The organism is Clostridium sp. ZBS15 (assembly GCF_023845705.1).
In the GTDB taxonomy this organism is placed as follows: Bacteria; Bacillota; Clostridia; order Clostridiales; family Clostridiaceae; genus Clostridium; species Clostridium aquiflavi.
Map to the genome: position 1 here is coordinate 99107 of NZ_JAMQHY010000001.1, position 24759 is coordinate 123865.

Here is a 24759-nt window from a genome sequence, read left to right on the forward strand (position 1 = left end):
TACTATTATTAGCCTAACTCGTATATAAATAATTAATAGTTAATTCAGTTCAAAAACATTTATATTATTATATGAGTTATAATTATAAATTTTTTATTATATTAAACTTACTCACAAAAATGGATATTATGTTCCTTAAGATATCTATACATATGTAAATTTTTATTTAGATTCAGTTTGGATATAAACATTTCCTTAGTTATATATCCTGAAACATAAAGTTCATAAATAAGAATCCAAGAAGAAGCTTTACTACTTACTTGGTCTATCTTTTCTTCTCCAAACAACCCTTTCCTCAAAAGGATAATGTGAGCCAGTTCATTTTTGCTATCCACAATTTGTTGCACGAGTGAATCATCAATTTGAATATTTTCTGTTTCAATCAATAAATATAACAACCATAGTACTTCTAAGTCATGTTCAAAACTAATATGTTTATCTAACATTTCCTTAATAATAGAAATTTCACCTTCATTTAGTGTCAAGTTTTCTTTGTTTTCAATAAATAATGAACAGGCTTTTGATAAAGAGCGTTCATTATTTTCAATAATTGTTATCAGGTAAGCCTTGTATAAAGAGAAATCAGTTTGTTCTATCGGATTTTGTTCTAAAGTTTTGAGCAGATATCTTATGGCTCCTTTAGTACCTTTTTTTTCCAATATAAAATATGCATTAAATAATTCTATTAAATCAGAAGTGTCTATATTTTCTTTGTTGTATTTTTTAAAAATTTTTTCTAAATTTTCTGCTACATAATATGGGAAATCAATCACTTCTGTCTTTTCATTATTGAGAGAAAATCCATACCGTTTAAGCACTCTCGTAAAAATGCTTATTATCATCTTCTCATTATCATCAAAAAGATAAACTTCATAATCATCCACATAACGAGAAAATTTAATTTTTTCACTTTTTAGTTCCTTATCAATACGAGTGAGAATACCTTCAGCAATCATTTTAGATGTTAACGGACCGGAAAGTAGTCCATTGGTTCTGTTTAGGTTCTGCCGTCTATAAACTTCATCTAGTTTTCGATATTTTTTATAAGTATGGCTAATTGTTTCATCATCAGGATTTTTCAAAAATTTATTGTATTCCTGATCTGCCCCTTCTACTCCTAACATAATTGCCGGAATCATATGCATGTAAAAACTAGAAAAACAATTTGATATATCAAGTTTTAAAATTTTCTTAGCTCCAGTTGATTTAATAATCTTTTTAGCAATATTCTCAATAAAATTAGAAGAAATATTTCCTAAATTATTTGAAGTTCCATTATATGATTGTTCATGTCTCAAAATGCTATCATTTGAGCCTAAAATAGGAGAAAATGATGCTTCTTCGGTTTCAGTAAATTGAATTATTTCTTTAACGATATTCTCGTGTCTGATATAATTACGAGTAGCCACATATGCGCCAATTTCAGGAATAAATATACTACGGCGGGCATCATTACCGTTATACCTACTCATCGTAAAAGAATATGGTTCAATTAAATCGCAATTCTCAGATGGGGCTCTCATGAATACTTTTGGATCTAAGTTAAAGCATGGTGGTAAATATTCAGAAAAGAACCCTGTTTCAGCCATTTCTTTTTCTATACTTCTATAATTTCTATTCATTATGTACTTTTATAACCTCCATATATCACTTTCAATTTCATTTTTTATAAATAAATCTTTATTTAACTGTATATTATCAGTCCAATACAATAGTTATCTGTTTACTATTGTATTCATATTTATCTTCTTATAATTTTGTCAACAATTTTTACAGAGGTGTTAATTATGCAATCAAACAAAACTTGTCCATTAGTTGAACAATATTTAGATTATCTTCTTATAATAAAAAATCGCTCAGAAAACACAATCCTAGAATATCATACAGATTTACTTATGTTTTTTAGTTATATCCTTAACTTACGTAATATTAATATTGTTAATACAAACTTTGAACTCGTAAATTTAAACTTTATAGAATCTATTACTCTACAAGATATGTATTCCTTTATTTCCTATTGTCAAAAATCTTTAAATGCTTCTGCAGGTACTCGTGCAAGAAAAATAGTTTCCATACGTCAATTTTGGAAATATCTAAAAACCAAAGAAAGCACATGTTATTGATAACAATATTGCTGAAGAATTGGAAACTCCTAAATTACCAAAACGATTACCTAAATATCTTAGTTTAGAGGAATCAGTCCGCTTATTACTTGAATCTAAGAAATCCACAAGAGATCATTGCATAATTACTATTTTTCTAAATTGTGCATTAAGATTATCTGAACTTGCTAGCTTAAATATAGATCAAGTAGATAATGATATTCTCTCTATAATTGGCAAAGGAAATAAAGAACGTAAAATTTTTCTTACCCCTGCTGCTAAAAAAGCTATTAATGATTGGTTGCATATTAGAAATTCTATGAACATTAACAATAATGCTCTATTTATTTCCAGAAATAATAACCGCATTACTACTAAAGCTATCCTAAATATTGTAAAGAAATATGTTATTTCTTCTGGACTTGATCCAAAATCTATATCAACACATAAACTTCGTCATACTGCTGCTACTCTTATGTATAAATATGGCAAAGTAGATATCCGTTCATTACAACAAATTCTTGGACATGAAAGTGTTGCTACAACAGAAATTTATACTCATATTGATGAACATCAATTACAATCTGCTGTAAATTCTAATCCATTAACTCTGATGTTTAACTAACCATAATTATTATCTGCTACCTAATAATGATAGCAGATAATTCTAAGGATAATCGGAATTTGATAAATGTAATTTAATATCTATAGATTTTGAAACTCAAACCCATCTTCTGGTTCTCCTATTTCAAAACCTAATAATGCTGAAGCTTCCTTCTTAAACATTTCGAACCACATATTCCATTCTTCTTGATGCATCTCAGCATAAAATTGCAAACCACTAGGTTCAACTGAAGCATTAATTATTCTTTTGTCATTATCTTGTGCATACCAATGAGGAATTCCATCAATAAATCCACTCCATCCCGGCATCTCAGTATATAGTTCAACCAACTTATCCCATATACACTTCGGTGATGAGTAATGAATATTCAAATTATGATTGTGTATTTCCATAAAAAATTCTCCTTATATTTAATGTTGCACTTTCCTACACATTATTAGCCTAACGGGTATATGAATAATGTAAAGATCACCTTTCACAACATTTTTTGTACTTTTTTCCGCTTCCGCAGGGACAAGGGTCATTTCTTCCGATTTTAGTTGCTTTTTTTATTGCAAACTTACCTTCACGCCATGCAACCTTAATATTCCCTAATTTTTCATGGTACAACTGCTTCCAAATACTTATTGGTAAGCCACCGTCTTTCAGTGTTGTTTTACCGTCAATATTATAGTCCACAAAGCAAACGAAGTTATCATTAGTCGGAAATAATTCTTTATTCCCTCTTGTGTCATTTCTATATACGTTTATATAAAGAGCATCTGCATCCATAGTACCATATTTGTGTGGTAGAGTAGATGAAGGTATATTTTTCACGCTTTTTAACCAGTCTATGCTTCTGTGGATTATTCCCAATATCTTTTCTTTTTCCGAAATATCTCCAATAAATAAGTGAGCTTTTAACCTTTTTCTATCTGAAATACTTGCATCCTCAATATTATTTAATTTATATTCTTCCTCTGAATGGTTAGGAAAACAGTAATATTTTATTTCTTGCATATCAATTTGTTCTGTTGAAGCATCAAAAATAATGCAATCATCTCTTTCTATCACAGATTTCATTACATCATCGAAAGGCCTAACACTATCAGTCATATCTTTTATCTCCTGATTAGTAAAGCGTACCCAACTTCCTTGCAGTCTCTCATTCCTAAATAAAAACATATATTGTTGATAATCACAATACCTATCGTAAACTAATATTGCTAATAAGATTGAAATTTGCATGATATATGTTTTATCTGAATTTTCAATTTCAATATCAACATTTAATTGCTTACAATCATGAAGTCCACTAATACTTCTTAAATGTATGCCAGGAATACTTAGTTCCATACCCAAAAGGCAAAATGGAATAAATAACTTTTTACTCTTATCTACTGTAATTAGCTCAATATGGTTATTTATAAAGCTGCATATTCCAAGCAATACACCACTTGCAGTATCATATACTTTATTAATTAGAGTATCAAATTCGTATGTATTCATTGAACAAATATCTGGCATTCTATTTTTGGTGTACTGAAAATCCATTATCTTTCCATTATCTTTGAAAATTATTCCTCCGTGATTGATTGCATTCCTAATATTCACATTTACATCTGTAACGAGTAAATCAAATCCGTTGCTTTTTAAAATTTCACATATCGACTTCAATTTTTTTGTAGAAGCAAAATCCTTTTGAGACGTCTGATCCAGTATTAAAGTAATTACTCGAAATAAATTAGTAAGGCATCCTTCAACAATAGATATATAAGTAGGAATACGATAAAGACGATTTTTAATTTCGGAATTATAGTTCTGTTTACTTAAATCATTAATAATGTCAGTAATCTGCCTATATGTATGATATCCAATCAAAAAATGTTCCATTATTTCATCATTAAGATTAATGGAAGTAGCATGTCCATCAAACAGTGTTTCTAATTTACTATATGTTTGCTGATATATGGTTTTGTCCCAATAACAGCTTGGCTCTTTATTTATTATGTCAGTAAAAATGCATAGCATTTCATGTGAAATGGTAGTAATATCCTTATTAATCTTATCCTGCACTTGAGTAAGGATGAATTTAGAATTATCCTGTAAATAGTATTCTGTCTTGCAATAGGTTAAGCAATTCATCGCGCTCCCTCCTTTTATTGTCATTAATTTATTATAATTCCTTTGAATTATTCGTTCTTGCTTAATAGTTTTTTAATAATATTTTATATTCTAATTTAACCATTTCAACTTCCCATTATAGACATTATCAGCATACTAAAATAAAAATATTTATCTATGCTTATTATACTACAATATCCATACTTATTTTACTTATTTATCTATATTATAACTTTATTTACTATTTTTTCTCTTTATACAACACATAAACCTATATTCCTAGTTTAAAACAATAAATTTTATTTATGTTAAATCCTAAACCAATTCCTCCATAATCCCAAACCCCTGATTCAAAGCAATATTATAAACTGGCATGACTTCTTTCTTTATCATCTTATAAAATTCTTCAATAGTTTTTTCTTCTTTAAATTCCTTAGCATCCTCTATTCTTAATAATTCTCTATACTCTTCAATTTGGTTATTTCTTTTTTTATCTACTACAAAAGAAAATGCTTTATATTGCAAATCACAAAACTTGTCTATATATTTATCATAATTTAATAAGTTATCACTTTTCTTGCTATTTATATTCTTAAATGTAGGTACTAAGTTCCATATTTGATCATGAAGTACAAAGCTCCAAGGGATAAAATGATCCATGCTTAGAGCACCATACTCATTATAATTTTCTTTTGTAAATTCTAGTCCTGTATAAATATCATTAATACGATTAGTTTCTATTATCTCTTTCCAAATCTTTGTTTGAGCCGTAAGATTTCTTTTCTTTGGAGCTTCAAGTTTCATTGCTATCCCTGGTACATTAAGATTTCTTTTTTGAAGAAAAATTACAAGCTTATAATATGCCCATCCTTGAAGTATTGTATAATTATTCTTTAAATAATTGCACCAATTTTCTCTAATTTTGATTCGTTTTTTACTCTCTCCATCTACATAAATTTCATAAACACACTTTTCATCTTTTCTTGAAAGTTCTTCAATTATCTTTTCAACCTTTGATCTTTCTTTGCGGGTATGTTCTCTAAAAAATGGTGATAAAAATCTATATGGCACATTATAAGTTAAATCTCTAAGCATTTTATTTAATATCTTATCTTCACAATTATATATAAAATCTAATAATTTCTTTTCATCATAGTTACTTCCTAAGCAATATGTATCTTCAATATAATTAACTACTTTAACTAGATTGTCACACAATCCAAAACTAAGCTTGTACTTAAGTATTGGATACCAAGCAAAAGTTACCATTCTACTTATAAGTTTTTTAAAATCTATATCAAAATTATCAAGTTGTATTTCTTCTAACAAAGCTAAAAGCCAGTACATTTTATATGTAGCAGACATTTTATTATCATCTAACACTGCTGAAAATGTTCTATAATCAACTTCATTACTATAAGGCACTAAACTTATTTCTTTAGGTAATATAATACCATCTGTTTCTATGTCAATCTTATTCATTAAAATTCTCCCTATGTGCATTTTACCTTCATGAATATTTTACCATAAAACTCATATTTTATTATACAAAAATAAGAGCCTACATTACATCGACTCTTATTCATACCTCATTTATAATAATCACTAAACCTTATTATATTTCTTAACTATTTCTAAAATATCCCTTCCATACTTATCGATTTTAACTTTTCCTAATCCCTTTATAATTATTAGTTCATCTTGGTTTTTAGGACACTTTTCAACTATTTGATTTAACACATCATTAGTAAATACCATGTATGCTTGTATTTCCTCTGCCTTTGACTTATTGTATCTATATTCTTTTAAAGCTAAATGAAGTTTTTCTTTAGGATCATTCCTTGAAATAGCTTCTAATATTTCATCACCATATTTGTCCACTTTTACTTTTCCAATACCCTTTATAGTTAATAATTCTTCTTTGCTTTTAGGAGTATTCTTTATAATTTGCTCAAGAACTTCATTACTAAATATCATATATGGCTGTATTTTCTCTTCTTTTGCTTTATTATATCTATATTGTTTTAAATTTGAATATAATAAATTATAATTATTGACTTGTCCATTAGTCTCAACTTCTTCTTTCTCAACATCTTTTGCAGATAATTTTTCTTCTTCTATAACTTCTTTTACATTTTCTATTATAGAAACTTTAAAATTCTTAGATTCATTATTACTTTCTTTTACATCTAGATTTTTCTCACAATCTTGAATTTTAAATTCATTATTATCATTGTGCTGAATATCCTTATTTTCTATTTCATTGTTACTTATACACTCTTCGTCAATTAAGTATTTAGCTTTATAGTCATATGTAATAGACTTATTATTTGCTATCAAAAAGTTAGCTATATTATATAAATACTTTTCTAAAAGATCTCTTTCAATACTTGCATCTTCAAAATCCTTCTTTAATATACTATTTAATTGATCATACTTTACAACAATATCTTTTATATGTTTTGGACACTCTGCTTTTTTTATTATAGTTTTTGGATTTGCTATGACAACAAGTGATTTAATTGGAAAGTTATTTACTAAATTCTCTTTTCTTAAAACCTCTTTAAGTATATTAATATGTCTTTCATTTTGAGTAATTGGACTTTCCATGCCCTCTTTATAAAATTTACCTTGCTTAGTTCTTATAGTTCTTATAAAATCCCCATCTTCATTTATTTCAATCTTTCCACTTAATTTTTTAGTTTCTAATACATAAATACACTTCTTAGTTATAAGTATAAAATCAAATTGAGCTGTATATTCCTCATATTCTAATCTGATATCATGCAAAGCAAGCATTGGAATAAATGAATTCTTTATTTGAAAGTAAACATTTTGTTCTCCTTTTAATCCTTCTTTTAATAAAATTATATCTTTATCAATTTTCTCTTTGCATTCTCCAGAAACTTTTTGTGAAAGTTCTATAAGTTCTTTTAACTGTGTATTTTTCTCTTCAAATTCCTTTAAAAATATAGTACTGTTAATGGTTCTTTTGCCATTAAACATTCTATATAACCCTTTTTCTAACAATGACACCATATTCCCCACCTATCTTTATAATTAACATATCTATTTTACCATATTCTATGTAAATACTTATTATTTAAGACTTGAAAATATAGATTATGCTTAACTTCAAAAAAATAAGAGCCTGAAATTAATCAGGCTCTTTCATATTCTTAATAAACTAATAGTTTCTTTCTCATTCACATATTTTAATACCTCCTTAAAATCTTCTTCACTGTTAATTTCACCATTGTCATATTTTTCTCTTAATCACACTAAAAACGCTATTCAATATTCCAATTCAAACTTTAATTACATACCTTTTTATTTACTAACACCTTTTAGTAAAATTCCTTTTTCAAATCCTCCACGTTCAACTTTCTTTTTATGTCTAGCCTTTAAAAGATCTTCTTCACTATATCCTAAAGAATTAGCAAGTCCGAATATTACTTCCATTACATCTGCTAATTCCTCTAAATTTTTATCTTCAATAAATTCATTAACTTCTTCTTGAAGCTTCATTTCTAAAAATTTATATTTTTCTTCTTTAGATGCAATTTCTATTTTGCATTTTTTATCATCTCTTTCTATAATTTCAGGTATTCTATCTCTTACAAGTTTATTATATTCTTTATAATTTTTCCCCATATATAAAACTTTCCTCTCCAAATGTACTTTTATGAATATTTTACCATAAATATCACATTTAATTACAAAAAATAAGAGCCTACATTACATAGACTCCTTTTCATAAATAATAAAAGTTATGTGCAATTTTATAATTAATTATGTTTGTTGATAATTAATTCCAACCACCTTACAATCTTCACATATGTAGAAATACATTGTTCCATCATAAAAATTAATTGAATCGCTCTGAATCTGAGCTAAATATTTCATTTTCTTCTTGCAGCATGGGCATTCTAAATGAATACAGTCATTAACAAAATTTCCTCTTCCACCTATTGTAATTAAATCTTCACTAAAAGAACCATAATATTTACTTACTTTCTCTTTTGATAAAGTAAAATGCTTTGAACTCACTTCTTCTATTTCATCATCGTCATCACATTCATAGCCTTCAAATGGCATAAGTTCACTTCCACCATCCAAATCAAATTTACAGAATTCATCTTCATATGGAAGACAGTTTAAACATACCTTTATATTTATCTTTCCTTTTAAATTAATAAATTTTAACCTTTCATCATTTCCATCAATAGAGAAAATATCTACAAGCCTTGAATTGCATTCAGAACATCTTTCATCACTTATTGCTCCTACAATAACAGCTTCATCACTAATTTCTTCATCTTCAAACATAACATAACAATCATCATAAGCTAAGTTTATTTTTTTCTTGTTTTCATCAAATGTCCATCCTCCACATTCTGCATATACAGATGGATTAACATATAATTTTTCTCTCCACTTTGGAGGATTATTTTCAAATTCATAGAAAGCATTTAAAACAACATCATCACATATTATTGCAAGGCATTCTAATAATTTATTGGCAGTTAATGACTGTTCCGTATTCTTTAATCTTTCAATAAGCTTGCCTCTAACTTTTTCTGATGCATCCTTATACAGTTCCTTTGGATAATATACTTCATTATTACAAGCAGCCTCTGCAATTTCAGAGGTATCTGCATTTGTATAGCTAATTATATTTTTAGCTTTATCAATATACTCATCATCTTTAATATTATTAATTATTTCTTTAATTTGAATATTAATTTCTTCATCTGATAATGATTCATAAGCTTCTCTTTCCAATTTTGACTGACAATTTAGACATACACCTTGAACATATTTTTCTCTTCCACATATAGGACATTCATACATTCCTATTCCCCCACCTATCTTTATAATTAACATATCTATTTTACCATATTCTATGTAAATACTTATTATTTAAGACTTGAAAATATAGATTATGCTTAACTTCAAAAAAATAAGAGCCCATATTACATAGACTCTTTCATATTTACTCATTATAATCCTGTAATTATATCCAATTTTAGATAATGTTAACATCCAGGAAGAATTACTTTGAAACTATGCTCAATTCTTGAATTTATAAACTTAACTTTCCCTCTATTTTTAAAGGCATTTGTTATTCGTTTAAACCCTTGTCCATTATTTAAAAATCTCTTTTCGTCATCTAAAGTTGTGAGTTTTTCATAAAGCCATATATTTCTTTTATTATAATGTATTCTTTCACTTTTACTATTTTCATCTATAAGTTCTCCAGGGCTTGAAACAATAACATTATTTTTTTCTATGGTAACTTCAATGATTCTATTTAAATCAAAATATTCTCTGTAAAGAACAGCATTTTTTATTGCTTCTGTTATAGCTGAACATGGATAATCACATTTAATTATTTCTGATAGTTTCTTTTCTGCCTTATCTATCATAGTCAAAAGATTCCCTTGAATAATATAAACATCACCATAATCATTGTTTAAGTTGTCCACAATTTTTATCATATTATTAGGAATACAAAGATAATTATCATCTGAAAAAACAAGAAGTCCTCCATATGTGCATATAAGCTCACTTCCATCCTTTTCTTGTGCCGCTATCCCAGATGAAAGAAGCAAAAACTCTTTATTTTCATCATTCATTTCAATTCCTTTATGATTAAAATATTTTTTTACAAGCTCCATATTAAGCATATCTATTTTGCTATTAATAAGAGGACACGTTTCAATTGTCAAACTCAAGTTTTGCTCTAAAAGCGTTATAATTTCCTGTTTCCTCATAACATCAGTTGTTGAACCTCTCCTTATATAAAAAGCTCCATTTTCTCTAATCTGATAAGGCTTTTGTCCACCATCATAAATTGTTATTATTCCAATTTTTTTATTATCTATATAAATGAAATCAACTTTCAAAGGTATAGGAGGCTCACACCTTGAAGTTATAATCTGCTGAATCTGTTCTTCTGTGAACAAATCTTCTTTTCCAACACCCATTATCTTCTTTGTTTTATCCTGTATTCCAACTATGATATATCCACGTCCATATCCAGTATTGGCAATTGCACATATATCTTTTGACATTTCCTTCTTTCCACTATCGCTCACAAGATCAAGTTTCAATTTATAATCTAATTTTATTCCTTCTTCTCTCTTTAACAATGACATAAATTTTCTTTTATCCATAAACCCCTCCACCTAAATATTAAAATCCCCATTAATAAAATATATTTTTTTAAGGTCTTTAATATTTTACACCCCTGGGGTCCATAAAATTCCAACTACATTATAATTATGTTTTTATCTACTATATATTTCTATTCCGTATTTATCAATTTGTTCTTTTACTTCTAAATTCAAAGAATCACTAAACAAAATGTCTGAAGAATAAATTCCAATAATATCATCTATATTCTCTACTATTTTATATCTTGCTTTTTTGATACAATCAATACACAAGTCTATATCTGAGTTTATTTTAGCATTACCTTTTGCTCTTGATCCAAATAATATAACTTTATTTATATCATTTTCTTTTTCAAAATATGATATAAGATTATTATAAACTTTTTTATTTATTCCATACATATCTATCACATCACTTCACTAGATATATTTAACAGTAACTTTTCTATAGCAATAATATACTCTTCAATTATTTTATTCTTAATTTCTTCATATTCTTGTTCATTATATATATGAGCTGTAGTATTCCTTGATAATAAGATATCATTCCAGATATCAATATTGTCTATCCAACCATCCTTAAATGCTTGCCTATAACACCCTTTAGGATTGTTTATTTCAAGACCCGAATCTTTAAATATCTTAGATAATAACTTCCAAGTTAAATCTTCTAACATTTCATATTTTTTTATTATTGAATCTCTATACACTTCTTTTGTTATATCATCTGGATTTTCAATAGCATTAAAATTATCTCTAATATTCTTTAGGTGAGTTAACATTCTATAAACATAATTATATGTTAAGTTAATTGATTCTCCATACTTATTTAGTATTCCACTCATTACATATCTCCTTACATGATAGCTTATCTTATATTTAATTGTACATATTATTTAATGTTAATTCAATATTTACACACCACAGTATACAAAAAATTAGCTGAATGACTTAAACTTATTCTAATATACATATATAGTGATAGATTAAATAAGGAGGCTTTACCATGCAAAACGTAACTTTGAATAACGGCGTTGAAATGCCTATCCTGGGATTTGGTGTTTATCAAATTGAAGATACTTCTCAATGTGAGCAAGCTGTCTATGATGCACTTATGACTGGCTATCGTTCCATTGATACTGCATCAGTTTATATGAATGAGAAAGCTGTAGGTCGCGCCATCAAGCGTAGTCACATCCCTCGTAAAGAACTTTTTATCACTACGAAACTCTGGATTCAAGATGCCGGTTATAATAATACAAAAAAAGCATTTTCACAATCTCTAAAACGCCTGCAGCTAGACTATATTGATTTATATCTTATACATCAGCCATTTGGAGATATATATGGTTCATGGCGTGCTATGGAAGAACTATATCAAGAAGGTAAGATTCGTGCCATCGGTGTAAGTAACTTTCAGCCAGATCGTTTGGTCGATTTAATTATTCATAATAGGATTATTCCAGCTGTTAATCAAGTGGAAACAAACCCCTTCTGTCAGCAGGTTGAAAGTGCCATGCTAATGAAAGAAAACGGAGTGCAAATCGAATCTTGGGCTCCATTTGCAGAAGGACACAACAATATATTTAAGAATGATGTTCTAGTAACACTTGCTGAAAAATACAACAAATCAGTAGCGCAAATTGTTCTTCGTTGGTTAATACAACGTGGTGTAATTGCAATTCCTAAGTCTGTCCATAAGAAACGAATTATTGAAAATTTTAATATTTTCGATTTTGAATTAAGCAGCAATGATATGGGAAAAATTGCAATGCTGGATACAAAAGAAAGTTGTTTTTTCTCTCATAGTGATCCGAAAATGGTGAAATTGTTTAGTGAAGTTAAATATGACGTCTAACTTGCTTATCTAAAAAGAGTATATTTACTTTTTAAAATTTATTTATAACGATGAATAACGTAAACATCTTCCGTGAATAATAAAAAATAAAGTAAGGTGGTGATGTTAATGGGTAATTCTCAATACAACAAGAACAAGAACGATAAGAGTAATACTGACAAAAATAAAAATAACAATAACAAAGATAAAGGCAACAATAAAGTAAAATAAAATATTGCATATATACTTTGTAAGTGAAAAAAATCTACTTATAATTAGTAATAAAAGTGACAACAAATCTATTTTTCAAATTAAATGGGCTGTATCAAAATAAATTTGATACAGCCCATTTCTTATATTACTCCATTGTTGATATTGTGCAAAATTACCATTCTTATTAAACGTAAGAGTTATCATAATTTTCTATTACATTGTTTGATTTCTTGTATATCTTTATGGAACTTAAACATCAAACCAGCAGTAGTAGCTTGAGCCATTGTTAAAACCTTTGAAGTAATTATATGAAACCTAACTTGCCTATTTTGCACATGGATATTCTTTCTGTATATATTTATGGCTTCTTTGCTATTAAAATCAATATACTGTTTTAAGGAATTAAAATATATTCCCCCTTCTTCTATTTTAAACTCATCATGATGTGTATGGGTTCTAATTACCCAATTCTCATAACTTTTATGATTATTTAATAAGTGAACATTAGCATGCTGAGGAACTGTCAAGTCTTGAATCAAATGACAAGCAGCACCTAAATAGAACATTGAATCTTTAATGTTACCATGAGAATATTCATTTAATGATCTAGTATAGTAAGATATACATTCTTTTTTTGCATCACTACTACCGTATAATCCCTTGTTCCTATGTGGATTATAAAAATGATTACTGCTTTTTAAATCCTGATCAGCCCAAACTACTCCAGCATTAATATCACTTATATATGATTTCATAAGCTTATAAGCTTTCATATGTCCATCATTTTTTAATACTATTAAAGACTGAGTATTTATAAATTTATGAACTATACACTCAGCTTTCATTATTCTCTTCTTTACAGGATTTACAGTTTTTAGTATTTTTTTAAATACGTATGAATATAATTTTTCTAAAACTTTCATAATCATCATCCCTATAAATATATATTTATAATCTTAATTATTATAAACATATATTTAACTATTATTCATGTGGCATGTGAATGAACTGTATATTTTCATACAAATATCGATATCCAAGCAATTTGTAGAATATTAGAAAGTATATACTTTTAAACTAATACTTCACATAAATGTAAAATATCAAATCTTTCTTTTATATTTTATAAATTGAAGTCTTATCTTTCCTCCATATAGTTTACCAACCTATTATAATCTTCCTCTGTATCTGCATCTAATGTGCATCCAATGTCTTTAACAGGAACTGTTGCCATCTGATTTTTAAATTTTTCCCATATTTCTCTAAGACCACCTTGTGCATTAAACTTAAGTATATAATCTATGCATTTTGATGAAATCAAAGGAGGATGTTTTTTATATCCATCAATAGTTGGGAAGGAAACCATGGCATGTGTTCTGCACATGGTTTCTTTTACTGCAAGAAAAGTTTTGATATTAATGGCTGGCATATCCCCTGGAAGAAGATAAAATGCATCACAATTATCTAATGCTGATATTCCAATTTTAACAGATGTTAGCATGTCAGTTTCTGCATATTTTTCATTGTGTATAAATAGTAATCGTGAAGAATCATATTTATTATGAAGTAAAGATTCAACCTCTTTAGCTCTATGTCCTAATACCACAACCACTTTATTTACACCAGCATTAAACATACTATCAATACTATTTTCAATAATAGTTTTTCCTTTCAATTTCAAGAGTGGTTTAAACGCTTTCATTCGACTAGATAAACCCGCAGCTAGTATTACTCCATTTATATTCATTCAACTATCTCACTTTCATTAATAACTATAGTATTACAATGATTATAATATATATATTTTTTACTTTTTATAAAATGTGTCTCTCAATGGGAAATGAGTACGGAATTTACCATCTAATCTATAATAAGCATGTGCACAAGCAGGTGCTGTTGGAATTAAACATAATTCTCCACAACCTTTTGCCCCATAAGTTTCAGGAATTTTCCCTTTAGCTTGTACCAGAATAACTTCAAGCTCTGGAGCATCCTTTGCTCTTATAAGTCCTAATGTACCTAGTTTTGTCTTAGGATATCCTCCTTCAACTTTAAATTCTTCTGTTAAAGCATAGCCTAATCCCATAACCATACCACCTTCAATTTGTCCTTCAACAGACTGAATATTAACTGGTGTTCCAACATCAAATCCTGCAACTACTTTTACAACTTTTCCTTCTTCATTAAGAACTACAACTTGAGCACCATAGCTATAACTTACATGACTAATGGGATTATCTTTTATAGCTCCCATTGGATCTGTCTTTGCAGAATACTCTCCAAAAAATTCTCTACCTTCTAAGTCTTCTAAGGTTAATCCTTTATCTAGTTCTGCTTTTAATTTTTCAGATACTCTTCTTACAGCTTCACCTGTTACTACAGTTTGTCTTGAAGCAGTACTAGTTCCTGAATTAGGTGTACGAACAGTATCTGGTCTTTCATGTATAGTAAGAGCAGGATCTAAGCCAGTTGTTTCACACAACACAGTAGTACACATTTGTGCAATTCCTTGTCCCATACAAGCTGCAGAAGTTCTAATATGAACTTTACCATTTTCTATAGATAAAATACAACGACCAATATCCTTATGTCCTACACCAGTTCCGCTGTTTTTCCATCCTATAGCAATACCTGCATATGGATTTGATTCATATACATCCTTAACAGCTTCCAAGCATTCTGCAATTGCAACGCTTTCATCAGCTATCTGACCATTTGGTAATACTTGACCTGGACGAATTGCATTACGATAACGGATTTCCCATGGTGAAATACCTACCATTTCTGCTAAAAGGTTAATATTACTTTCAGTAGCAAAACAACTTTGTGCTGCTCCAAAACCTCTGAATGCTCCACTAACAACATTGTTAGTATAAACTGACATTCCAAGTATATCCATATTTTGATAATTGTATGGTCCGCCTGCATGAGTACATGCTCTTTCTAATACTGGTCCACCAAGAGATGCATATGCACCTGTATCAGCAATAATAACAGCTTTCATGGCAGTTAAATAACCATTTTCATCACAAGCAGTTGTCATTTCTATTCCCATTGGATGACGTTTAGTATGATAATTTAAGCTTTCTTGTCTTGAAAATTTTACTTTTACTGGTTTTTTAGTATACCATGCCATTAATGCTGCGTGGTGTTGAACACTCATATCTTCTTTACCACCAAAGCCTCCTCCAACAAGTTGAGCATGAGAATGTACTTTTTCCATTGGAATTTGAAGCATAGTTGAAATTTCACGTTGTTCATCATAAACAGATTGTGAACTAGTATATAACAAAAGACCATCTTCTCCTTCAGGCATAGCAATTGCACATTCTGGCTCCATAAACCCATGCTCCTGACATGGTGTCTGATACTTTCTTGTTACAACATATTTAGAATTTTTAATTGCCTCAGCTGCATTACCACGTTGAAGCATAGCTCGACTCATAATATTTCCATCAGAATGAATTAAAGGTGCATCTGACCTTAAAGCATCTGTTGGAGAAGTAACAGGTTCTAGCTCCGTGTAATCGACTTCAATAAGTGCGCAAACTTCTTCAAGTTTGTCTTTATGATAAGTTGCTACTAATACTAGTGCATCTCCTACATATCTAGTTGTTTCACCTTCAGCAATCAGTACATCCCAATCTTGCTTTATATGTCCAATACGTTTGTTTGGAACATCCTTTGCTAATAAAATTTTCACACAATCTGGATGAGCTTCAGCTTTACTTATATCAATTTTATTTATAATAGCCCTTGGATATTTAGAATGAACTGCTTTTGCATAAATCATTCCAGGCAATTCAATATCATCTACAAAAATTCCTGTTCCATTTACTTTTTCAGTTGCATCAACACGTTTAAATCTTTGTGCCATCTTTAATTCAGTTGGGTTAGGTGCAATTTGAATATTATTTCTAAAATATTCTGCTGCCATTAAAATCGCTTCTTCAATTTTCTTATAGCCTGTACAACGACAAATATTACCATTAATTGCTTTCTTCACATCTAATCTTGTTGGATTAAGATTAACATCTAATAGAGCTTTTGCACAAATCACCATTCCTGGAATACAGAAACCACATTGAACTGCGCCTGCTTCTGCAAAACAATGCTCATAAACTTCTTTTTCTCTAGGACTCAATCCTTCTACAGTTAAGATCTTTTTTCCTTCAAATTTTGATACTTTTTGTATACAAGCTTTTACTGCTTTTCCATCAACTAATACAGTACATGTCCCACATGCACCTTCACTACAACCATCTTTTGCAGAAGTGATTCTCAAATCATCTCTTAAAAAAGATAGTAATGGCTTGTCTATTTGAGAAAATACATCTTTACCATTAATATTTAATTTAAACATAAATACCCTCCTATTTAGAATAATTTAGCAAATTATCTTACAATTATTATAAAACGGAGGATATTTTCCTTCAAATTCTTTGTGAAAAGAACTCGTTTATATAAGATTTTAAAATAGTCGTTCAAATTCGTCCTTTGCATACTGGCGAACATTCTCTTCAAACTGCTGATATTTTTTTAAAAATTCTAAACCTTCTTTTGTTAAACAAGTTTTTCCACCTTTACTGCCACCATGTTTTCTTTCAACCACTGCATAACCTAGTTCTTCTTCCAACTGGTTTAGCATATTCCATGCTTTACTATAAGACAATGCCATGTGCCTACATGCACCTCGTACAGAATTTTTATCATTAATCAAAATTAAAAGTAATTTTGCTCTTGAATCAAAGAATGAGGATTCTTTTTCTATACTAATTTTAACAAAAGGATGTAGTATACGTTGATTATGTTTTATTAAAAGTTGGTCTAATTGATCAATATAATCTGTATCATAGATAATACCTTCATCTTCTACATCTATCCATTCTCTTGTAACCCCAATATTTTTAATAGCTCCTCGCATTCCTATATTTCCATCATATTTTAGAATTCTAGGAATCAATTCAGAAGATATCAAAAGTGGATGTCCAGATTTCCCATGATACGATGGAGAAACTAATCCTTTACCACATTCTATCATAGTTTGAAGGGTCTCTGTTGTAAACATTGGAATACTTACTGGAGTAAATATTACTTGATCACATTTATTCTGTAAAAAATCTAATCCTATCTTTGCAGAATCAAATTTCCTTGAATTTTCATACTGATTGTTTTTCAAAAATATAACACCATAATTAGCTAAATCACGTTCAATTTCCTCAGCTTTATATCCGGTGACTATCACAATTGGTGAAATAGAAGCCCCCTGAAGAGTTAAAACAATCCTTTTTATTATAGTAATAGAACCAATTTTTAATAGTGGATCAGAACTAATTCTTTTTGATGATTTTCCAGCAGCAACAATTATTCCACCTGTTGTTTTCTTCTCATTTTTTCTCATATCTACTATACCTCTTACTCTACCTAAGTAGTATTATCTTATTTGTAAACTACTCTTTACTTACTTCATTAAAAATCTGACTTATAATGCTTAATATTAGCACTTTAGATTCCATATTAATTTTATACATTATTTCCTTAGTTTTCAACCAACTTCCATCCTAAAATACCATGAAACTAATGTATACTAAATAAATTACCTTTTATTTTTATATATATATTATATAATAATATACATAATATATTTCTTGGGAGGTTTATTTTTATGAATAATCAATTAACAGAAGAAAATATGAAAAAATTAAGGGAAGAATTAGACTATAGGCTAACAGTAAAAAGAGCTGAAATAGCGAAGGAAAAATTAGTGGCTGCTGCACATGGAGATAGATCAGAAAATGCGGAATATAAAGAAGCTTGTGCTAATTATAGAGAAAATGATAATAGAATACAGTATTTAATGACTATGATTTCAACTGCAACTATAATAGATAGTGAAACTATAGATAAATCAGTGCTTGGAATTAATAGTAAAGCTAAAATTAAATTTATAGAAGATGAAGATGACGCTATTGTAACATTAGTAACTACTATGGATTTAGACCCTGAAGCTATGCGTATAAGCATAGAATCTGATTTAGGAAAAGCATTAACAGGTAAAAAGCAAGGAGATATAGTTGAAGTAAATGCTCCTGGAGAAAATTACAGAGTAGAAATTTTGGAAATCTTATAATAATTAATTGTTTTAGAATATTGTAAATAAAATAACATTATAATCTTTATTTAAATGAAATCTAAGTCCACTTACTTGGTTAATGTTAATTCTATATTTTATAGGTATAAGTGAACAAACTAAAAATAGTTGTAATATAACAACAAAAGAATAGAAATTTTATATTAAAATTATTTTTTGTAGAACTTTTATATGTATTTTCATATTATAAACTATAAACAAAATAATATGAATAAAAAAGGAGATACTAATGAAAATTATGGAAGAAAACTTAATGTCAGATTATAATTGTTATCCTAAAAAACAAAAACCATGTATATGTCAATGTGAATGTGTTCATCATGAAGGACAAGAACCTGGAAGAGCTATTTTAAAATGTGGTTGTAGCGGTTCAGCTCCAATTCCAGTAGTGAGTGCTAATACTTTAGGTACTGTTAAACCACTTCCTCTTGCTAATGTTAGCATCGATACTACTAATTTAAAAAATCCAACAACAGTTTTAACTTTTACTTGTGAAATACAATCTGTTCTTGACGTTTCTTTAAGATTAAACTTTTTAATTAAAAAAACTACTAAGAATGGATATTGTGAATATATTTGTGGAACTCATAGTTTCTCAGATGTTATAGAATTTGTTGGAATTCAAACTTTCTCATTCCAAGTTTGTGATAATTCATTATGTAACGACTGCGTAACTTATACTGTAGAATATGTTCCAATTGATTTCATTTTAAATCTTGGTGGTTCAATTAATAACGCTACTTTAACAGCACTTGCAGTAGAAAATTTATGCTAAATTTAATTTAAATCTAGTTCAAATAGTATATGTGGTTTGTCTCAAAATTAAAATAAATCACAATGGATATTATTAGATAGTTCTCTATCCTTACTATGTATTGTGTAAAAAGTATTTTGAGACAAACCCTATCATATATGTTTTATATCAATTTTTAAAAGAGGTATTAAATGAAAAATTGTGATTATATAAATTATGATTACTACGTACCTATGGGGAAACCAGGTTCGTTAATTGCTAAAATTCCAATAGTCTTAACTTATTTTGAATTTTCTTTCCCATTATATTTTAAACTTGAGCCTAATAATTATATTAACTTAAATGATAATAGTCGTAATAGTAATAGAGTTATTATAGATAAGATTTCATTAAATAAGAATAAACAGTTAATAATTAATGGTATTTTTATTAAAAAAATTAAATGCTCAGATATGTGTGACGCTGAATCATCAAATAAATGTACTACTATAAAAATATCTATAAACAAAGTCTTAAATATAAAATTTTTGCATAAACCTAATTTATCTACTAATAAAACAAATATTTTTAATAAACATAATATTAATCCTATAAAATATACTATAGAACATGTTAAAATATCTGATAGTTCTTATTCATCCCAAAATAACAATTCTATAAATACAATTATTTTATCTATAAAACTTTACTTATCTCAAGTTCAAAATGTATTCATTCCAGAGCCTGATGGTAATTTTGTACTACTAAATAAAAACTCTCCAAGCTTTAAATGTACTAATCCTAATTGTTCAGATCTGTATGTTGTAGGATTCAACAAAGATAAAGGCTTAATTGCCGATTATAATTATAATTTTTATAAATAAAGCTGCTGCAAAATTACAGTAGCTTTATTTATTGCAAAAAATTTATAATAATGTTTTTGCAAATTCTAAATTATCAAATTCTTTTCGTTTTATATGATTTAGTGTATCATCTAAATATGTCTTATGATGTTCTGTTGTTTTAGTGAATACTTGAATAAATTTAACTACATCATCTGGTGAATCAATTTTATTATTTAGATATCTACCTACTAAATAGAATCTTAAAAATGAATATCTTATTAACAGCATTATATATCCATCAAATACACTTTCTGTTTCTGAAAATGGGAATAAATTTTTATATATAAAATTAACTAAGTAATTTTCAAAAATATAACTATTAGCATTTACGAATTTTTCAACATAAATCTTGAATGCATTTATATAAAACTCTGGATTATTCGTTGCATCTTTTATTTCATCAAATTTAAATCCAGATATAAGTTCTTTAGTATACTCCTTAAAAGTCTTACTATCAATTTCTTTAAATACATTTAAATCATCTACCATCTTCTTAAAAAATGAAATTTGAATAATATAATTCATATCATTTTTTTCATATGAATCATCAATTGAATTTATATTATATCCTTTTATAAATTTATGTACATTACTAAAATTATAATCAATTTCTTCTTCTAACTTTTCTAAAAATTCTCCTAAAATATATAGTCTTTCACTTAAATCAAACTTTCTATTTTTTATTATCTTAATACTTAAATCTCTAATTTCCTTAAAATATTTTACAGGTGAATCCTTAAATTCTTTAGATTTTGTATCAATATCGCTTGATAAAATGTGTTTTCCTAAAGTTTCTTGACTCTCTTTAAATTCGATTCCCTCTTTTTTTAACAAAAGAATTCTTGCAGCTTCAGGACATGCCACATCAAGGGACATTTCATAATATCCATCTATTCTATTTGTAATTCTAGGGAACGATGTACATACATTTGAAAGATATTCTTCACCCAACTTAGAATGAATTACACAGTAATTTTCATCATCTAAAAATGGACATCTTTTTCCTTTTTTTAATTTTACTTTTCCATAATCTATATCATCACAACAATAACCAGTATTATTATGAACATTCTTTTGAAACATTTTTCTCATTTCTTGATCTTGAACTTTATAATATTGTTTAAATGTAGTTTTATCTATATCTACATCCCAGCCAATACAACAGCTATCTTCGCAGCTTCCACCTATGCACTTAAACTCTTTAAGATACATTGGATATCTCATCTTTATCTTTCTTTCCATTACTTTCTTCCTTATCTAATTTATTATTTAACTTTAATATTATATAATTTTATTGCCATACTTAATGTTTTATTGAGTTGCTTTACTTCCTTTAAAACTGGATCTAAAGAATCATAAACATTCTCTACAAATAAATCTATATGAAATCTTAATGTATTTCCAAGTTGTCTTCCATTTGGTGTTTGTGGTGGCAAAGCAAATGGTGTTAGTTGTATTTTAGTTTTATCTCTTGCATAATCTCTAACAAACCAAGCAATAAATTCTAATGCCTCTAAACCATCTTTTGACTTATCAATTGTGAATCTAAATTGTACAAGTAGTTCATTTTCAAATCCACCATTTGTTCTTAAAAGAGCTGCAATTGGCAAATGTGCATAATCTGCTGTTAATACTAAATCAGAATCTACACCTTCTAAGTCACAAACTCCACTTTCAATTGAATCAATTCCCGCAATATTATAGATAGTATCTTGAAAATTCTTAACATCTATTGGGTATTTCATAAAATTAACGCACCTCCCAACATGTATTACTTTTATAGCATAAGTATAGCATAAATATAAAAAGAAGCACTAATACTTCTAAATATTAATGCTACTCTACTATCTGTATTGTTTTAATTCTTCATTAATTATGAAATCGTCTTTTGCATTTATTGTAAATGGTACTGCATGTACAACACATTTATATTTATCACTCCATAAATGCGAGGATATTTCCATCTATCATTATATAAATTTTCTCTTTTGTATATTTAAATATTTATATAGCCAAAATAACATTGAAAGGTGGTTTTACTAATGAAAAAATTTATTTCTATGCTTTTAATTTGTTTATCTTTATCATTTTGTATTTTTGCTCAATCAGCCTATGCCGTAAATATCTTTGATGAAGGAGTTTATAAAGCAGCTGATTTTAATTTTTCGTCTGAAAATAAGTATGTTGTTCAAAACATATCTGATAAAAGTAGTGTTTATATCGAAGTTTTTGATGAAAATCAGAATTTATTACAATCAATTCATTTATTACCCAAATCTGATAAATATAATTTAATTCCTTTAAAACCTGACTATAGAATTGTACTAGTGGGTAAAGGTAATGTCTTTATTTCTTAAAACTAAATTGTTCTTTTTTAATATTATGCTATAGAGTGGATTACCTATATAGTCCACTCATTTATTGTTTCCATGTGTTGTGTATTAATCCAATATAAAAAATAAAATGTATCAACTAAGTGTGTATTGCTACATTTTATCTTCCTTTTATATATTAAATTATTTATTATATATTTTAGCTACTTTTTTCGTATTGCTTTAATCTATTCATATTCAATTTCTACTATTCTAGGCAAATCAAGAGCTACAAAAAACTTTATTCTTCAATAAATTGTGCCAATTCTTCATTAAATTTATCACGTTGATCATAGAATAATCCATGGCCACTGTCTTCAAATGCTATAAGCTTGGAATTTTTAATACGTTGTCTTTGTGATTCAGCTAATGGGAATAGACAAACTTTGTCATGAATACCATGAAGAATTAAAGTTGGAACACTTATTTTCTCTAGATCAAAAAATAAGCTTTCTTCATCTAACCAAGAATTTGCAGTTGCAGCAGTTGCCCAGCCTGCTGCTTGTAGTCCTAATTGGAAGAACCAGTCTGAAAAAGGCTTAGTTATATGCTGGAAGAAAAACATGTCTCCAAATCCTTGCAACATTTTAGGACGATCATTATATGTTCCTTGAATAATTTCATTTACAGCTTCTTTTTCTAAACCATATGGAAAATATGGACGTTTTATAAGACTAGGAGCTGCTGCTGCAAAAAGTGCAAGTTTAGACACTCCATGTTCATTATGTCTGGCCATGTATCTAATAGCAATGGCTCCCCCAGTAGAATGTCCTGCTAATATAAAATTTTTTAAATTAAGTACTTCAACTACAGCTCGAACATCATCTGATAACCTATCGTAGCAATATCCTGTAAAAGGCTTGTCTGATTGTCCAAATCCTCTCTGATCTATGCCAATACATCGATATCCCATTTTAGGTAGCTGATTAAACTGATACTCAAACAGTTTATGACTTCCAGGCCACCCATGTAGAAATACGATTGTTTTTTTGCCCTCTGGATTAAGATCCTCTACATAAACTTTTACATCTGATTCTACTCTAACATAATATCCCATTCAAATACCTCTTTTAATAAAATTTCTTCATTATCAGCTTATTCTCTGTGGAACAAATAGGTGAATCACATATTTGATTTTAATATAATTTCGTTCAAGCATTTACTAACACGGTGATACATATCTCCATAATTTTCACTTCCACTTGGTGGATTATGAAGCAGTTAGCAATCATACACTCAAATTCCTGTGAATCTTTTTGTATTATATTATCAAACGAATATCCTACAATAATAACTAAGTTTTTTTATTTTCCAAACTACTTAAAATATGTTTCAAATCCATTATTTAAGACATAAGCTCCATTTGGAACTTGTGTTGCTATCAAACACATATTTAAGCAATCTACACATGAACCCATTGCATTCAATAAGCAAAGAAAAATTGTATACCCATTTAACCACCCAAGTGCATTTAAAACAAATGGTAATACAATAGATAAAAGTAAAAGTGGCATAATTGAATAAAATGGTACCTATGAA

At 28.1% G+C, this 24759-nt stretch carries 24 protein-coding genes and 1 pseudogene; 7 read left to right on the forward strand and 18 right to left on the reverse strand.

What is annotated here, in order from left to right; genetic code table 11:
* Positions 1-107: 107 nt before the first annotated feature.
* Positions 108-1622 carry an RNA-directed DNA polymerase gene (locus NG904_RS00465; RefSeq protein ID WP_252229057.1) on the reverse strand — a complete coding sequence of 505 codons (1515 nt, stop codon included), beginning with the start codon at positions 1620-1622 and terminating at the stop codon, positions 108-110.
* Positions 1623-1787: 165 nt separating this feature from the next.
* Here NG904_RS00465 and NG904_RS17600 point away from each other — a divergent pair, with 165 nt between their 5' ends.
* Together NG904_RS17600 and NG904_RS17605 are read left to right on the forward strand one after the other, a co-directional pair.
* Positions 1788-2123 (forward strand): site-specific integrase, encoded by a 336-nt coding sequence (locus NG904_RS17600; protein WP_252229059.1) that lies wholly within the window; start codon positions 1788-1790, stop codon positions 2121-2123.
* Between the two features lie 19 nt (positions 2124-2142).
* Positions 2143-2727 carry a tyrosine-type recombinase/integrase gene (locus NG904_RS17605; protein ID WP_252229061.1) on the forward strand — a complete coding sequence of 195 codons (585 nt, stop codon included), beginning with the start codon at positions 2143-2145 and terminating at the stop codon, positions 2725-2727.
* An 80-nt stretch (positions 2728-2807) separates the two neighbouring features.
* Here NG904_RS17605 and NG904_RS00480 read toward each other — a convergent pair whose 3' ends face one another.
* From NG904_RS00480 to NG904_RS00520, 9 genes are all read right to left on the reverse strand, one after another.
* Entirely contained in the window at positions 2808-3119 is a 312-nt protein-coding gene (locus tag NG904_RS00480) for a hypothetical protein (RefSeq protein ID WP_252229063.1), read from the reverse strand.
* Between the two features lie 76 nt (positions 3120-3195).
* On the reverse strand, positions 3196-4383 hold the full coding sequence (locus tag NG904_RS17440; RefSeq protein ID WP_353846039.1) for a YecA family protein: 1188 nt from the start codon (positions 4381-4383) through the stop codon (positions 3196-3198).
* A gap of 762 nt (positions 4384-5145) precedes the next feature.
* The gene (locus NG904_RS00490) at positions 5146-6312 is read right to left on the reverse strand and encodes an HNH endonuclease domain-containing protein (RefSeq protein ID WP_252229065.1); all 1167 of its coding nucleotides are present in this window, start codon (positions 6310-6312) and stop codon (positions 5146-5148) included.
* Positions 6313-6435: 123 nt separating this feature from the next.
* A complete protein-coding gene (locus tag NG904_RS00495) occupies positions 6436-7869 on the reverse strand; it encodes an HRDC domain-containing protein (protein WP_252229067.1) in 1434 nt (477 codons plus the stop codon).
* A gap of 291 nt (positions 7870-8160) precedes the next feature.
* On the reverse strand, positions 8161-8484 hold the full coding sequence (locus NG904_RS00500; protein ID WP_252229069.1) for a nucleoside triphosphate pyrophosphohydrolase: 324 nt from the start codon (positions 8482-8484) through the stop codon (positions 8161-8163).
* A gap of 138 nt (positions 8485-8622) precedes the next feature.
* Positions 8623-9684: a hypothetical protein gene (locus NG904_RS00505; protein ID WP_252229071.1), complete on the reverse strand. Its 1062-nt coding sequence runs from the start codon at positions 9682-9684 to the stop codon at positions 8623-8625.
* A gap of 185 nt (positions 9685-9869) precedes the next feature.
* Positions 9870-11009, reverse strand: a complete 1140-nt coding sequence (locus tag NG904_RS00510; RefSeq protein WP_252229073.1) for an AlbA family DNA-binding domain-containing protein — start codon at positions 11007-11009, stop codon at positions 9870-9872.
* 114 nt (positions 11010-11123) lie between these two features.
* Positions 11124-11411 (reverse strand): nucleotidyltransferase domain-containing protein, encoded by a 288-nt coding sequence (locus tag NG904_RS00515; protein WP_252229098.1) that lies wholly within the window; start codon positions 11409-11411, stop codon positions 11124-11126.
* Between the two features lie 5 nt (positions 11412-11416).
* Positions 11417-11854, reverse strand: coding sequence for an HI0074 family nucleotidyltransferase substrate-binding subunit (locus tag NG904_RS00520; protein ID WP_017825044.1), 438 nt, complete (start codon positions 11852-11854; stop codon positions 11417-11419).
* Positions 11855-12015: 161 nt separating this feature from the next.
* Between NG904_RS00520 and NG904_RS00525 the strand changes: the two genes are divergently transcribed.
* Positions 12016-12867: an aldo/keto reductase gene (locus NG904_RS00525; protein ID WP_252229075.1), complete on the forward strand. Its 852-nt coding sequence runs from the start codon at positions 12016-12018 to the stop codon at positions 12865-12867.
* Between the two features lie 392 nt (positions 12868-13259).
* Here NG904_RS00525 and NG904_RS00530 read toward each other — a convergent pair whose 3' ends face one another.
* The 4 genes from NG904_RS00530 to NG904_RS00545 all read right to left on the reverse strand — a co-directional run bounded on the left by NG904_RS00530 (position 13260) and on the right by NG904_RS00545 (position 18460).
* A complete protein-coding gene (locus NG904_RS00530) occupies positions 13260-13982 on the reverse strand; it encodes a zinc dependent phospholipase C family protein (protein WP_252229077.1) in 723 nt (240 codons plus the stop codon).
* Positions 13983-14197: 215 nt separating this feature from the next.
* Entirely contained in the window at positions 14198-14806 is a 609-nt protein-coding gene (locus NG904_RS00535; RefSeq protein ID WP_252229079.1) for a nucleotidyltransferase family protein, read from the reverse strand.
* A gap of 60 nt (positions 14807-14866) precedes the next feature.
* Positions 14867-17422: a selenium-dependent xanthine dehydrogenase gene (xdh, locus tag NG904_RS00540; protein WP_252229081.1), complete on the reverse strand. Its 2556-nt coding sequence runs from the start codon at positions 17420-17422 to the stop codon at positions 14867-14869.
* Positions 17423-17530: 108 nt separating this feature from the next.
* Complete coding sequence (locus NG904_RS00545; protein ID WP_252229083.1) at positions 17531-18460, reverse strand: NTP transferase domain-containing protein; 930 nt, start codon at positions 18458-18460, stop codon at positions 17531-17533.
* A 264-nt stretch (positions 18461-18724) separates the two neighbouring features.
* On the opposite strand from NG904_RS00545, the gene greA reads away from it, so the two are divergent.
* The 3 genes from greA (at position 18725) to NG904_RS00560 (ending at position 20827) form a co-directional block, all read left to right on the forward strand.
* A complete protein-coding gene (gene greA / locus NG904_RS00550) occupies positions 18725-19189 on the forward strand; it encodes a transcription elongation factor GreA (protein ID WP_252229085.1) in 465 nt (154 codons plus the stop codon).
* A 250-nt stretch (positions 19190-19439) separates the two neighbouring features.
* Complete coding sequence (locus NG904_RS00555; protein ID WP_252215538.1) at positions 19440-19985, forward strand: DUF4489 domain-containing protein; 546 nt, start codon at positions 19440-19442, stop codon at positions 19983-19985.
* 170 nt (positions 19986-20155) lie between these two features.
* Positions 20156-20827 (forward strand): hypothetical protein, encoded by a 672-nt coding sequence (locus NG904_RS00560; RefSeq protein WP_252229087.1) that lies wholly within the window; start codon positions 20156-20158, stop codon positions 20825-20827.
* 42 nt (positions 20828-20869) lie between these two features.
* On the opposite strand, the gene fliB is transcribed toward NG904_RS00560, so the two are convergent.
* A complete protein-coding gene (gene fliB, locus NG904_RS00565) occupies positions 20870-22090 on the reverse strand; it encodes a flagellin lysine-N-methylase (RefSeq protein ID WP_252229089.1) in 1221 nt (406 codons plus the stop codon).
* A gap of 23 nt (positions 22091-22113) precedes the next feature.
* The gene (locus tag NG904_RS00570) at positions 22114-22593 is read right to left on the reverse strand and encodes a hypothetical protein (RefSeq protein ID WP_252223884.1); all 480 of its coding nucleotides are present in this window, start codon (positions 22591-22593) and stop codon (positions 22114-22116) included.
* A 297-nt stretch (positions 22594-22890) separates the two neighbouring features.
* Here NG904_RS00570 and NG904_RS00575 point away from each other — a divergent pair, with 297 nt between their 5' ends.
* Entirely contained in the window at positions 22891-23205 is a 315-nt protein-coding gene (locus tag NG904_RS00575; protein WP_252215527.1) for a hypothetical protein, read from the forward strand.
* 256 nt (positions 23206-23461) lie between these two features.
* On the opposite strand, the gene NG904_RS00580 is transcribed toward NG904_RS00575, so the two are convergent.
* Entirely contained in the window at positions 23462-24277 is an 816-nt protein-coding gene (locus tag NG904_RS00580) for an alpha/beta fold hydrolase (RefSeq protein WP_252229091.1), read from the reverse strand.
* Between the two features lie 259 nt (positions 24278-24536).
* Positions 24537-24740, reverse strand: a pseudogene (locus NG904_RS00585) (metalloprotease family protein); the annotation flags it as partial.
* Positions 24741-24759: the final 19 nt, after the last annotated feature.